General features: G+C 35.5%; 17 protein-coding genes. 5 read left to right on the forward strand and 12 right to left on the reverse strand.

Annotation, left to right across the window (positions count from 1 at the left end):
- On the reverse strand, positions 1 to 147 hold a 147-nt coding region (locus tag E7Z79_RS07430; protein ID WP_303739344.1), incomplete at its 3' end, for a molybdopterin-binding protein.
- A gap of 16 nt (positions 148 to 163) precedes the next feature.
- Entirely contained in the window at positions 164 to 370 is a 207-nt protein-coding gene (locus tag E7Z79_RS07435; protein ID WP_303739329.1) for a molybdopterin-binding protein, read from the reverse strand.
- A 156-nt stretch (positions 371 to 526) separates the two neighbouring features.
- Here E7Z79_RS07435 and tsaA point away from each other — a divergent pair, with 156 nt between their 5' ends.
- Positions 527 to 1,012, forward strand: a complete 486-nt coding sequence (tsaA, locus tag E7Z79_RS07440; protein ID WP_303739330.1) for a tRNA (N6-threonylcarbamoyladenosine(37)-N6)-methyltransferase TrmO — start codon at positions 527 to 529, stop codon at positions 1,010 to 1,012.
- Positions 1,013 to 1,035: 23 nt separating this feature from the next.
- On the opposite strand, the gene E7Z79_RS07445 is transcribed toward tsaA, so the two are convergent.
- Positions 1,036 to 2,064 (reverse strand): M42 family metallopeptidase, encoded by a 1,029-nt coding sequence (locus tag E7Z79_RS07445; RefSeq protein WP_303739331.1) that lies wholly within the window; start codon positions 2,062 to 2,064, stop codon positions 1,036 to 1,038.
- 72 nt (positions 2,065 to 2,136) lie between these two features.
- Here E7Z79_RS07445 and E7Z79_RS07450 point away from each other — a divergent pair, with 72 nt between their 5' ends.
- Positions 2,137 to 2,892, forward strand: a complete 756-nt coding sequence (locus tag E7Z79_RS07450; RefSeq protein ID WP_303739332.1) for a ferredoxin — start codon at positions 2,137 to 2,139, stop codon at positions 2,890 to 2,892.
- On the opposite strand, the gene E7Z79_RS07455 is transcribed toward E7Z79_RS07450, so the two are convergent.
- Both E7Z79_RS07455 and E7Z79_RS07460 read right to left on the reverse strand, forming a co-directional pair.
- Complete coding sequence (locus E7Z79_RS07455; RefSeq protein ID WP_303739333.1) at positions 2,887 to 4,410, reverse strand: HEAT repeat domain-containing protein; 1,524 nt, start codon at positions 4,408 to 4,410, stop codon at positions 2,887 to 2,889. The two genes, E7Z79_RS07450 and E7Z79_RS07455, sit on opposite strands and share 6 nt — an antisense overlap.
- A 1-nt stretch (position 4,411) precedes the next feature.
- Positions 4,412 to 5,458, reverse strand: a complete 1,047-nt coding sequence (locus E7Z79_RS07460; protein WP_303739334.1) for a ribonuclease H-like domain-containing protein — start codon at positions 5,456 to 5,458, stop codon at positions 4,412 to 4,414.
- A 331-nt stretch (positions 5,459 to 5,789) separates the two neighbouring features.
- Here E7Z79_RS07460 and E7Z79_RS07465 point away from each other — a divergent pair, with 331 nt between their 5' ends.
- The 3 genes from E7Z79_RS07465 to E7Z79_RS07475 are packed head-to-tail and all read left to right on the forward strand — an operon-like array spanning position 5,790 to position 7,467.
- Complete coding sequence (locus tag E7Z79_RS07465; protein WP_303739335.1) at positions 5,790 to 6,173, forward strand: hypothetical protein; 384 nt, start codon at positions 5,790 to 5,792, stop codon at positions 6,171 to 6,173.
- A gap of 11 nt (positions 6,174 to 6,184) precedes the next feature.
- On the forward strand, positions 6,185 to 6,922 hold the full coding sequence (locus tag E7Z79_RS07470; protein ID WP_303739336.1) for a 4-phosphopantoate--beta-alanine ligase: 738 nt from the start codon (positions 6,185 to 6,187) through the stop codon (positions 6,920 to 6,922).
- A 5-nt stretch (positions 6,923 to 6,927) separates the two neighbouring features.
- On the forward strand, positions 6,928 to 7,467 hold the full coding sequence (locus tag E7Z79_RS07475; RefSeq protein WP_303739337.1) for a nucleoside monophosphate kinase: 540 nt from the start codon (positions 6,928 to 6,930) through the stop codon (positions 7,465 to 7,467).
- Here E7Z79_RS07475 and E7Z79_RS07480 read toward each other — a convergent pair whose 3' ends face one another.
- The 7 genes from E7Z79_RS07480 to E7Z79_RS07510 form a co-directional block, all read right to left on the reverse strand.
- The gene (locus E7Z79_RS07480; protein WP_303739338.1) at positions 7,468 to 8,148 is read right to left on the reverse strand and encodes a TIGR00289 family protein; all 681 of its coding nucleotides are present in this window, start codon (positions 8,146 to 8,148) and stop codon (positions 7,468 to 7,470) included.
- 1 nt (position 8,149) lies between these two features.
- Positions 8,150 to 8,953, reverse strand: a complete 804-nt coding sequence (locus tag E7Z79_RS07485) for a hypothetical protein (RefSeq protein ID WP_303739339.1) — start codon at positions 8,951 to 8,953, stop codon at positions 8,150 to 8,152.
- 76 nt (positions 8,954 to 9,029) lie between these two features.
- Positions 9,030 to 9,455: a class III signal peptide-containing protein gene (locus tag E7Z79_RS07490; RefSeq protein WP_303739340.1), complete on the reverse strand. Its 426-nt coding sequence runs from the start codon at positions 9,453 to 9,455 to the stop codon at positions 9,030 to 9,032.
- A gap of 2 nt (positions 9,456 to 9,457) precedes the next feature.
- Positions 9,458 to 10,324: a prepilin peptidase gene (locus E7Z79_RS07495; protein ID WP_303739341.1), complete on the reverse strand. Its 867-nt coding sequence runs from the start codon at positions 10,322 to 10,324 to the stop codon at positions 9,458 to 9,460.
- A gap of 95 nt (positions 10,325 to 10,419) precedes the next feature.
- A complete protein-coding gene (locus E7Z79_RS07500; RefSeq protein WP_303739345.1) occupies positions 10,420 to 12,021 on the reverse strand; it encodes a CTP synthase in 1,602 nt (533 codons plus the stop codon).
- Positions 12,022 to 12,327: 306 nt separating this feature from the next.
- The gene (locus tag E7Z79_RS07505; protein ID WP_303739342.1) at positions 12,328 to 12,699 is read right to left on the reverse strand and encodes a hypothetical protein; all 372 of its coding nucleotides are present in this window, start codon (positions 12,697 to 12,699) and stop codon (positions 12,328 to 12,330) included.
- Between the two features lie 8 nt (positions 12,700 to 12,707).
- Positions 12,708 to 13,484, reverse strand: a complete 777-nt coding sequence (locus E7Z79_RS07510; protein WP_303739343.1) for an alpha/beta hydrolase family protein — start codon at positions 13,482 to 13,484, stop codon at positions 12,708 to 12,710.
- Between the last annotated feature and the right edge of the window lie 69 nt (positions 13,485 to 13,553).

Below are 13,553 nucleotides of genomic sequence, written 5' to 3' on the forward strand. Positions count from 1 at the left end.
TAAACCTAATTTTTCAGCAGACTCTTTTGTGATTACTGCGGTAATTGTGTTAGGTTCGGTTACTTCAATTTTAATGTTTGCCATTACTGCGCCTTTGTCAACGCTTACAATTTTACCTTCTAATTGATTTCTTGCACTAAGTTTCATATCAAACACCTCTAATTTATTTTCCTATAATTACTTCAGTAGATTTGATGATTGCACATACATCATCGCCTTCGCTTAAGCCTAAGTTTTCAGCTGATTCTTTAGTTATGACAGCTGTAATTGTGTTAGGTTCTGAAATTTCGATTTTGATGTTAGCCATAACGGCTCCAAGTTCTACGTTTGTAATTTTACCTTCTAATTGATTTCTTGCACTAAGTTTCATTTTTTCACCTCAATGTATTTTACACTTATAATGTTATATCGAATTGCATATAAATGTTTCGTTTTTTAGTAAATAAAGACTTTTAAAGTCGATTACCCTAAATGCTTCATATCGAAAAAGTAAGTTTTAATAAGGAGAATAACGAATATAATAAACATGAACATTGAATTAGAATCAATTGGAACAATTCACACTGAATTCAAAAAAATAGAAGGCATGCCTATTCAGCCAACAGGCGCAAAAGGAATAAAAGGCACTGTTGAAATCAAGGACAAATATGTTGACGGTCTAAAGGATCTTGGGGATTTCTCACATATTCATTTAATATATCTTCTTCACAAGGTGGAGGGATACATGCTTGAGGTAAAGCCCTTCATGGACAACAACACACACGGAGTATTTGCAACAAGATCACCTAAAAGACCAAACAGAATTGGAATGAGCGTGGTTAAGGTAAACAAAGTGGAAGGAAATATCATCCACATAGAAAACGTTGACATATTAGACGGAACACCACTTCTTGACATCAAACCGTATGTACCTCAACTATATGAGGATACTATTGACGAGCTGAAAATCGGATGGTTTGAAACAAAACACCAAAAGGCCAAATCACAAAAGTCAGATGACAGATTTAAATAATTTAAAAATAAAAAAAAAGAAAGCTATAAGTTGTTTATAGCTTCAGTAATCAATTGAATAGTATTTTCAATATCTTCCATACTGCATACGCTTACAGGAGTGTGTATATAACGGGTAGGAACTGATAATACACCAGTAGGAATTCCTTCACGGGTCAAATGGATTGCAGTTCCGTCAGTGGTTCCGCCGTCACTGACCTCCAATTGATATGGAATTTCGTTTTCGTCCCCTGCTTTGATAAGCATATCCTTGACGGATTGCTGGGTCAGTATACCTCTTCCGCTAGCATCTGCCAAAATGATTGCCGGTCCTTTGCCCATCACGACAGGTGCCTCTTCCGGCTTGATTCCAGGATGGTCTCCGGATAATGTTACGTCAAGAGCGATTGCAAGATCAGGATTCAATTTGAATGCTGAGGTTTTAGCTCCCTTAAGGCCAACCTCTTCCTGTACAGTACCTACACCATAAACGGTTGCTCTGGTGTTGACCCTTTTTAGAACTTCCATCATTACATAGCAGCCTACACGATTGTCTAAAGCCTTACCCATAATCAAATTATTTGGATATTCGGCAAAGAGTGAGTTGAAAGTCATTTTGTCTCCAATCCTCACCATTTTCTCTGCTTCTTCCTTGTCCTTGGCTCCAATGTCAATGAACATGTCATCAGATTTAACAACCTTTTTTCTCTCTTCGGGACTTGTTACATGTGGAGGTTTTGAACCGATAACCCCAACAATAGGTTCGCCCACTGAAGAGTGGACAGTTACAGTTTGGTTCATCAACATTTGGTCGTTTATTCCACCAATGTTTGAGAATTTAATAAAACCGTTATCATCAATGTATCTTACCATTAAACCAATTTCATCCATATGGGCAGCAAGCATTACTTTAGGTGCCTTCTTTTCACCTTTTTTGGTTGCAATGAGGTTTCCCATGCTGTCAGTTTCGATTTTATCGGCTACATCTTTTAATTCGCGTGTAATAATTTCAGCTATTTTTTCTTCACTGCCGGATACTCCCGGTGCTAAAGATAGCTCTCTCATTAATTCCATCGTATCACCACATAATTTTTATTAATTTAATAATATTAAATAGTTTCTATAGAATATAATATAGGTGATAATATGTCAATTGTCGAAATATTTTTTAGTCCTTCAGGTACCAGCCAAAAAGTGGCCGACCGAATGGCCAATAATTTTAGCCAAGAAAAAGAGATTTGCAATTTACTCATTTTCAAATCCGAAAAGGAATTGAAAAGTGACGACATTGCAGTTGTAGTGATGCCTGTTTTTGCCGGAAGAATTCCAAAAGCCGCACGAGAAAGACTGTCAAAAATCAAAGGAAATGACACTCCAGCAATTGCAGTCGTTAACTATGGAAATGCTCATGTTACTGATTCATTGCTTGAATTGGTTGATTTGTTAAAGGAAAACAATTTCAATGTGATTGCTGCCGCTTCAACCATTTCCCATCATTCCATATTCGATGGCGTTGCAATCGGAAGGCCTGATGACAGCGATTTTGAAAAAATAGATGGATTTGCTAAAGACTGCATTGAAAAACTGGAATCAAACGAATCATTGAAATCTGAAATTCCTGGAAACAGACCATATGTTGACTACAAGCAGTTGCCGTTTGAAATTAGCTGTGATGAAACACTGTGTGCGTTCTGTTATGACTGCGTTTCAATCTGTCCTGAAATGGCGATTCCGGAAGATGACCCTATTGAAACTGACCTTGAAATATGTTCAAGATGTACAGCCTGCATTTCAATATGTCCTGAAGATGCACGTAGGTTTTCTGGAGATGCCTTTGAAGCGAAGAAACCTGCTTTTGAAGAGGCAAATGCTGAAAGGAAAGAACCTGATTTCTATCTATAGGTTCATTCTTTTTTTGGCAACTTCCCTTACGTATTCGTTTTCATCATTTATTGAAATGTCCTTTAGGACACTTTTACTTACTATTTTTTTAACAGCAACTTCACGTATCCTCCAGGCTGGAGCATTTCTTGCGATGTCGGTCAACATCTTTTGGTTTTTGATTAAAGATACCGCCCTTACGGATATGTTTTCAGATATGCCCTGCTCATAGATTTTATATAGACATTTTTCCACTTTGATTTTATTCAATGCCTTAAGAGAGAATTCCTCATCCTCATTTGCAAGGACTATCCGAATCAAAGTTTCCAAATCGCTGATATCATCAAGAGTGGCTTTCCTTATGGAATCCAATTTGGCATTTTTCAAGATGTCAATGAAATTTTTCTCTTCTGTAATGTGAGATAATGCTTCGCTGGCCACCTCTTCATGTGTTGAATTGATTGCAACATATGTAAAATCTTCTTCGCTTGTTATTGCAGGATTGGTTATTGCATGATTTCTCACAAACTGGTCATCGTCTTCAAGGGCAATCTTAATCAAATCATCAGGTTGGGAAATGTTTTTTACGGCAATCTGGCGGACAAACCTGTCATCATCTTTTGAGATTACCTCCAATAAAACATTCTCATCCGTTATTTTCTTAACTGCTTCACTTCTGACAATCTTATCAGAATCATTTAAAGCTATTTGCTTTAATAAATCCTCATCATCAAGTTTTTGAACCAGATCCAATCGAACATCTGCTTTTTTGGAGTTGATAGCAATGTCACGAAGAATGCTTATATCATCAATCTTATCAAAAATGACTGTTCTTATCTTAGCGTTATCCTCACTCAGCGCAACGGTTTCCAGACATCTGTCATCTTCAATCTTTTTGACAGCAGCCATCTTTACGGCTTCGTCCTTATCTTCAATTGCCACCTTTTGAAGCATCTCTTCGCTGACAAAGGTTTCCTTTTCCACACATGCCTTTCTAATTGACTTGTCATCGGCCTTGAACACTAAATCATATAACACATCTGAATCATTGATCTTTTCAACTGCCGCATTCCTGTATCTTTTATCCTGTGCATCGATTGCAATCCATTCAAGTGTTTTCTCATCAACAACCTTTTCAAATATTTCATCAACTTGAGGATTCTTCTTTGTATTTATCACAACTTCGGCAATTGACTTGTTGTTTTCGCCAAGCCTTTCCCAAGCAAAGCTTCTAACATCAAAAAATTGAGAGTTTTCAGCCGCATCCCTCAGCAGCTTTTCATCCTTAATATTATTTATTGCAATCAGCCTGATTGCACGGTCCTTTACAGTTTTAGCCAAATCAAGAGCCACGTACTGGTCGGTAATTTGATCGGCTGCCGCTGCCCTTTCATACCTGTCTTTGCTGTTTATGGCTATGTCCTTTAAAATCAACTGATCTTCATCAATCTCTAAATCATCAGGAATTACTTCTTCTTTAATTGGTTTTTCTGCTTCTTTTTTGTTATCCTTTTTCTTGAATCTGTCAAATAATCCCATTTTAATTTACATCCCTATACATTTTATCTAAAAAGCTTGAAAGCGAAATTATGTCCTGTGCATTGTGCTCAATTATCGGCACTACCGGACCGATGTTGTTCTTTTCCAGATAAGCATCATAATATCCTGGAATATATTGTCCCGGAACATCATCAATACGTTCAATTCCAAACAATTCCTTTTCTATTGTTTGCAGCTGACAATTAGGCAGCTTTTCACTCCATAGATTCTTTGCGAAATACATCAAATCAAGGTGGGCCAAGTCCAAATCGGCATCAATTCTATTGTATCTACATCTATTCTTTATGAACGGCACATCAAATGTTTTACCATTGAAGGTCACATGTACGGAATCCTCATCCAGGTGAGAGAGATATGCGTCAATGATACTTGCCTCTTCTGCATAATCCCTTAGGAAATATTGTGATGCATGAATATATTTTCCCTTTATTTCCGCAACCCCAATCAGTATTATAGGAACATTTGACAGTCCTTTGGTTTCTATATCCATGAACTTGAAGTTCTCCTTTTCCGTCAGACTGATGCTTTTAATTATATTGTCCCTGCACTTTTTTGAATACCTATTGCTGTCCAATAGGTCAATTATTTCACAAAAAGACATCTCATCCAAATCCCTTAAAAATTTGGATGCCGAATCACAATACCTATCATGATTTGTAAGTGATTCTATTGTATCGAATCCCTTGTTTTTGAGGTTCTGCTCCTTTTTAGGACCGATCTTTGGCAGCAATTTCAAGTTGCTGTTCATCTGATGCTTAAAATCATTATCTGCAATTTCGAAGTTTATCCTTTCTTTTTTTGTTATTTTAAGCACGTCTCCAAATGATGTCTTGGATATTTTGCAGTCCATTACATCCATTAGCGATTTTTTATCATATTCAATCAAAAGCTTTTCCTTTAAATCCTGATAATATGATGGAGATAGTTTTCTTGCCTTGTTTTTTGCATTTTCTGATGGATTTTTTGAACTTATTGAGTTGGATAGTGCTTTTCTCAAATATTCTTCAAAATTATAATCTTGCATCATTCAATTAAACTTTATAAATTCGACAATATAAAGCTTTTTAATAAAGTATACTTGAATTTTTATAAATTATAATAAGCTTTATATATGGTTACTTTCAAATAATATAACTGGCTACGAAGTAGCCTAGAGATAGATAAAACAGCCAAATTTTAAAATTCATTTCTCTAAAAACTTGTGAAAGCAAGTTGGTAGATAGTTAATTAATTTAATTATCTACCAAACAACCTAAAACTATTTTTAAATGAAAACACTTCAACCGTCAAGAGAACCTTAGAAAAGTATTTAATATTTTAAACTAAAAATATAATTAATTGCTATTCAAGGTTGAAAAATGAAAATAAAATTGGCAATAATTACAGGAATTCTAATATGGATTATAACTTCATTTTTAACAGGAATTTTTAACCCTATATTTAACTCTAATCTTCCACAAATCAATATTATTGTACCAATAATTACAATTATTGTAACAGGATTCTTTGGAATAATTTATATCAGAAATATAGAAACTAATGAAGTTATTGAAGGAATTTTAGTTGGAATATTATATATCATTATAGACATCATTCTAGATATGATATTCTTTGTTTTTCCGAACACAGGAAAGTTAATCATAGGAGACTATCCGATACATATCATTTCCATAACAATAATCACATTATCAATAACTACACTTTTAGGATATTTGGCCCAAATGAAGATTGATTTAAAATAAGGAGAAAGAATATGATACCAAAATCACATCCAAGGTATGAATCATTATTATTAAGAGACAAAATTGTAAAAGCCTCAAAAGAAGGCTATTTGGCTGAATCAGCCATGATAGCTCACGGCAGGGGCGAAGCATTTGACTATTTGATTGGTGAGAGAACCACATATCCCGCAAAAAGGGCAATGTATGTTGCCGTAGCGGCAATGCTTTTGTCAAATAATCCTGTGATTTCAGTCAATGGAAACGCAACTGCCCTTGCATGTGATGAAATTATCGAACTTGCCAAGAGCGTGAATGCAAAAATTGAAATCAACCTGTTTTATAGAACTGACGACAGAGTGAAAATAATTACCCAATTATATAAGGACCATGGGTATAATAAAATTTTAGGATCATTAGATGATGACATTGAATATTTGAATGAAATTAAAAACAGCAGATCTTCAGCAAGCAAAACCGGAATATACAGTGCTGATACAATACTTATTCCATTAGAGGATGGTGACAGAGCAGAAATACTCAAAAAAAGTGGCAAAAATATAATAACAATTGATTTGAATCCACTTTCAAGAACATCAAAAATGTCTGACGTGTCAATAATGGACAATATTGTCCGTGCAATACCATTCATGACAAAAATAGCTGAGGATTTAAAGACTCAAGATAAGGAAATATTAATGCAATTAGTTAATGAATTTGATAATGAGGAAAATCTTAAAGAATCATTAGCACAAATAAGAGTAAAAGAGTGAATATAATGCAAGTAATGGGAATATCCGGCATGCCAGGTTCTGGAAAAAGCATAGTTTCTGATTTGGCAGCTGAGAAAGGAGCAATCATTGTTAGTATGGGAGACATAGTCCGTGAAGAAGCTAAAAAAAGAGGAGAGGGCAGCAAAGAAACTGCTAAAAACCTAAGAGCAGAACATGGCCCATACATCGTGTCCGAACTTACAATCAAAAAGATCAAGAAACTTCAGGACGAAGGTATCGAAAATCTGATAATCGTTGAAGGCATAAGAAGCCATCACGAAGTAGAAATGTTTAAGGAAAACTTCGATAACTTCATAATCCTCTCAGTATTTACAAATCCGGAAATACGCTTTGAAAGATTGAAAAAAAGAATGAGAGAAGATGATTCTCAAGAATATTCAGAATTTGAAAAAAGAGACCACAATGAATTGGGCTTTGGAATTGGAACAGTCATTGCACTTTCCGATAAAATGATTATCAACGAAAGTGATATTGAAAGCTTTGAAGACGAAATAAGTGAATTCCTAAGTGAAATTGGTCTATGATTATTTTTCCCTTAAAACAGCATCTTCGATAATGAAAACACCACTGTCAAGATGCCATTCCTTTTTATATTTTATTATTTCAAGTCTTTTTTTAAAAATAGGTCCGTCAATTGCCAGAGTTTCGGCTTCGCCCCCTTCAAAAGCAATGTCAACGTGATATTTCTCATTAAGCCTAACAAGATCATCGATTGTCTTTTCATCAATTATTCGACCCAGCCATGATTCGTCCAGTCCCCAAGCGGCAACACCACAAATCATTATTTTAAAGCCTAATGAAACAATCTCGTGCATATACTCCAGTTCATCTATATGCCAATAAGGTGATATTATTTTCAATCCCACCTCATCGCCCAATTTTTCAATTCTGGATTTCTGATAAACGGAATAAAGCGCACCTGTGTATATTGCCTCAATGCCCAAATTTTTAAGGTCGACAAAAGCGGCCTTCAAGTCTTCGAGCTCCTCCTCCTTGACTCCATCGGTTTCAACGGACATGATGGGAATATCAAGTGCCTCGGAAAGCAAATCTGTAACATGAATGTTTGGAACATGAAACATGTATGACTCGTCATTTCTAGATTTCATCGAAAGAAGATATTTTACATCTTCTTTCGCTTCTAAGGCAGCATAAACTGCCATGGTACTGTCCTTTCCTCCTGAAAATAAGACCGCAACATCCATATTATCGTTTACGTTTAGTTCTCATGGATTTTCTAAATCTTCTATATGCAGGAACAACAGTATCCATATATATTCCTATCAATGCGACAACAACACCGACACCGCCACAAACCAATGTAAATTCAAGATTTGACAACATTGAGGAGTTTGTAGCATTAACAGTGTTTTGAACTGGTCCTTCAATTTTGCTTGCCACAATTCCCTTGTTGAGCAGTACCTGTTCAAAATCATCCAAATGAGTTGAATCGACTACCAGAACAGCATGAACCTGCGCATAGGAAAGTGTTTCTCCATACACTAACTTAAACCAGTCTGAAAAAGTCTTTAAAGCTTCATATGATGTATAATTATCAGCCAATTCTATATTAATTCTATCCTCGGTTACTGTATAATTCCTATAGTTTTCATCAATATTTCCAACTATCTCTTCAAAATAATCATGTTCTACTTCATTAAAATGCCACATCGGAATCGAAATGGATGTCTCATTAAATGACTTAAAACCTTCCATGGACGATACGTCATTCCTTAAAGCATTAGTATCTACAGAAGATGATAAATCAAGATATAATGTTTCTTCATTATTAGGCATGCTCTTTTCAACAGTACTCGCCATATCAGGCAGCTCTTCATATATAGGCTGCAGGAAGAATGCTCCTCCAATTGCACCAATCAAAAAGGCCACCGCCAAAACCAAAAGCAATTCACGCTTTGGCATATACTGTCTCAACATTCCTATTGAAAAAACAAAAATCATCATTATAATGAATAAAACAATGTAAATAATTGCAGTTATAATATCCATATATTTCACACGCCATTAAACAGTATATTTAAATATTAAATTATATACTTAAAAAAACTTTTGTATGAAAATTGTGTTATCTGACAAATATCTGCATATTTTCACTATTTTCGGGCCATTCTATGACAATTGAATTTTCACCCTTCTTTAAATACAGTGCTGATTTTTCAAGAGTTGACTTGAAATATATTTTTTCGGACTTGCTTTTGCCATCATGAAGCTTTAGATTGCACGAAATATAATTGCTTTCAACGTTTACCTTACAATTCTTTGATAAAACAACATTCACAGTTTGCCTCGAACCCTGACCCTGTCCGTAAACTTCCTCAATAGCTTGAGACAATTTTGACAAGTCAGACTTTGCATTTAATGTATCTGATACATCCAACGTGTTTTGAATCGTCAATTCGGTCAAGGGCAATGTAAATATGACCAAAAGGATCAATGATACAGCAAATATCAGCAGATATTCAAGGGCAACTTGTCCTTTACTGTCATTCATCTCTACACCACCAAAACCAGATTCTTTGTAAACAGCATTATGATGTCCCCATAAAATACCGCTATCAGCAAACCCGCAAAGATTGCCGGGGCGAAGGGATAGGAAATCTTGACAGATATGCATTTGCCTATGAACTTTTGAGCGCTCATTATCTTGAGAAGATACATATCCTTTTCAGTTATCCCCCCTGCACTCATGGATTTAAAATAGTATTTTCCCTCATCGCTTTTGCTTTCACACACTTCCAGATTGCCGTCAACATCGTTTATCAAATCGATAATGTATTCGTCATCGAAATAATAGTCATTTACGATATCGCCTTCCTTCAAATCCCTAATTGGAATTGTCCTGTTTAGAGTCGAATGGATCAGCTTCCTTAGATTATCAACATTCAGCAGCGTTATCAAATAAAAAGGATGGTCCTTGAACACTTCATTTTTAACAATCATGTGTCCGAAGAATATCGCTAAAAATGGAAATGAAACCAGAATGCTGTTTACGACAACACTAAATGAGAAAGGATATATTGACAATTGCGGAAAAATATTCAAAAAATCAACATTAAGTCCAGTTGGTATTACTGTAGCAATAGCAGTGAATAGCCTTACGTCACCACCACCCCACATTTTCAATTTCCACAACAAATAAGTTATAGCATAGGTGATAACCATTGAAATAAATGAAGCTAAAATGAATTTAACGTTACTTGTAATCAATGACAAAATCGCATTTGAGACAAGACCGAACAATGCCAAAATATGGCATAACCTGCTGGGAACAAAATTGTCCCGAATATCGTAAATTGATGCCAAAATGCAAAACAGTATCGTAATAATTATTTGAATCAAAAATATGGTACTAAAATTCATGATAGTACTATTATAACCCAAGATATATTAATTAGATAGAAAATGAACTCGTCAAATTGCTTTTGACTTGTAAATTAAAAATAAAAATAGAAAAATTAATTTTTAGAAAACTCATAAATGGCTTCTAAAAATGCTTTAAATAATGGATGTGGCCTATTAGGTCTTGACTTAAATTCAGGGTGGAACTGACAACCAATAGCCCAAGGGTGATCTGGCAATTCAATAATTTCCACTAAAAAGTCATCAGGACTTGTACCGGAAATTATCAGGCCTTTTTCCTGAAGGGCATCCCTGAAATCATTGTTGAACTCATACCTGTGTCTGTGACGCTCTTCAATATCGATTTCACCATAAGCCTCATATGTTTTGGTACCTTCAACGATTTTGCAGTCATATGATCCCAAACGCATGGTTCCGCCCATGTTCTTGATTTTCTTTTGCTCTTCCATCATGTCAATAACAGGATATTCGAGGTTGTCATCAAATTCAGAACTGTTTGCATCAGGATAACCGTTTCTTCTTGCAAACTGGGTTACCATGGACTGCATTCCAAGACAGATTCCAAACAATGGCACATCATTTTCAATTGCATAATCAATTGCATCCAATTTGCCTTCAAAACCACGTTCTCCGAAACCGCCAGGAATCAAGATACCGTCAAACTCACTTAAAGCTTCCTGGTCAAGTTCCTCAACGTCAGAGCTTAAATATTTGATATTTGCCTTTACGCCAATGCTGGCCGCAGCGTGAAGGAGAGATTCACGGATACTGATGTATGAATCTTCAAGCTCGACATATTTTCCAACAATACCTATAGTGACCTGAGGGTCAGTGATTCTTAAAGATTTGACAATTTCAGCCCAATCATCCAATTTGGAGGAATCAGCTTCAACATCCAAACCGATTCTGTTAACGATTAACTCACCGATGTTACGTTCTTCCAAAACGAGAGGAACCTCATAGATTGTTCCGGCATCAGGAGTGTTAACCACTGCCTTAGCATCAACATCACAGAAATGAGCAACTTTTGCAAGCAATGCATCATCGATGTGGACCTGTGACCTGCATACAATAACATCAGGATTTATACCGACACTTCTTAACTCTTTTGTGGAGTGTTGGGTAGGTTTGGTTTTGAATTCTCCAGCTGCATTTAGGTAGGGGATAAATGTAACATGGACAAACATAACGTTTTCTCTGCCTTCCTCATTTCTGAGTTGTCTTAAGGCTTCAAGGAAAGGTTGGCTTTCAATATCTCCGACAGTACCTCCAAGTTCAACCAAAACCACATCATAATCTGCACTTTCAGAATTGGCCCTAATCATTTCCTTAATACGATTAGTGATATGAGGAATAACCTGTACACATTCTCCAAGATATCCTCCTTCTCTTTCTTTGGCAATGACAGATTCATAAACCTTACCTGTGGTAATATTTGCTATTCCATCAAGCTCAACATCTAAAAATCTTTCATAGTGACCTAAATCCAAGTCAGTTTCCATACCATCATGAGTTACAAATACCTCACCGTGCTGATATGGATTGAGTGTTCCAGAATCCCAGTTCAAATACGGGTCTATTTTAATGGCTGAAACTTTTAAACCATAAGATCTTAAAATTCTTCCCATAGAAGCAGATGTTATACCTTTTCCTATGGAACTAACTACCCCACCAGTTATAATAATATACTTTGTCAGAAAAATCCTCTCCTAATTAAAATTACATTTATAATTTTAGTAATTCATAATATATAAAAATTTATTTGAAGTAAAAATTGCTTAAAAAAGGGCAAAATGAATATGTTAAAACCCTTAATAATTTTAACTTAAAAAAAATGATAAAATGATTATTGTTGATACGAATTTATCCGTAAACGAAGAAAAAAATGATGAAGTAATTAAACAGGCCAAAAAATTGATAAACTTCCATAACCCATGAAGGAAAACAAACTATATCATGATGTCATTGACATCCCATATTTTCATAGAAATCTGAGTTTTCCTTTAATATCTCCTGTTTCTCCAGTTATTCAATTTATTCGAAATGTCTCTTGATGTTTCATCAAACTGAAACTGGCCATCATCACCATAATTTGCAAAGCTGTGAGACTGCACAAAGTCAAAACAGGAATCATTAGGTTCGGTTTGACCATTGCCTCTTCTGCAATACATTCCGTGAGCCCTTCCATATGGACTTACGCTCCAATAGGTGCAGTTCAGACATATTTGATCACCGTTGTTTACCATGGAATCAAAATCCAGCTCCTCTTCAAATTCAAAATCCTCGGAATCATCATCCAAGTCATTGAAAAATTCTGAACACTCATAGCAGTAATTGTCTTCATCTAATTCATTTCCACAATTTGGACATTTCATTTTCTCACCTAAATCAATGTCTTAATGAATTCTTTAAGGTACGTATCGCAGAATTCCCAGCTATGCTCACCGGGAGCCTCAACAAAAGAGGCATCAATATTTTTGGACTTTAAAAATTCATAAAAATCAATATTCTTCTCATACAAAAAGTCATTAACGCCACATGCCATGAAAATATCAGGAATATTGACTGTTGTTTCAATCAAATGTTTTGGGTCTTTATCTGAACCGGCAATTTCATCCAAATCGCCGAAAATTGACTCATAAAAATCCCTGGAACGCAACACATTGCCATCCTCAGTATAATTAACAATGTCATCAGTGATTAATGCTGATGAAATCATGCCTATCTTTGAGAAGTTTTCAGAATACTTCAATCCGTTGCGAACGGCACCGTAACCACCCATTGAAAAACCTGCAATGAAGGTATCCTCCCTTTTATCGGACAAAGGAAATATGTTTCGGGTAATGTCCAACAATTCCTGACCAACATATTCTCCATAGAATGCATGGGCTTTCTCATTATCCAAATAGAAACTGTTATCCCCACATGGAATTACAATAGCTATTCCATTATCTTCCGCAAATTTCTGAATTGAGGTGTTCGCAAGGACAATATCATCACTCCCATATAATCCATGAAGAAAGTATAGGGTTTTATAAGGCTGTGGAACGATTTCTTCACTATCATTAAGAAAATGAATATTGTCGGCAGGCAATATTACGCTGATTGATGTGCGTCTTTGCAGACTCTTGGATTTTACATCCCCTCTAAACAATACCATGGTTATTCCCCTTAATTTTCCAAGTCAGTTATAAATAAAGCGCGCTTATTCTCTTCTAATTCAAATCCA

Origin of the sequence: Methanobrevibacter thaueri, assembly GCF_015062905.1 — an archaeon.
GTDB lineage: Archaea > Methanobacteriota > Methanobacteria > Methanobacteriales > Methanobacteriaceae > Methanocatella > Methanocatella thaueri_A.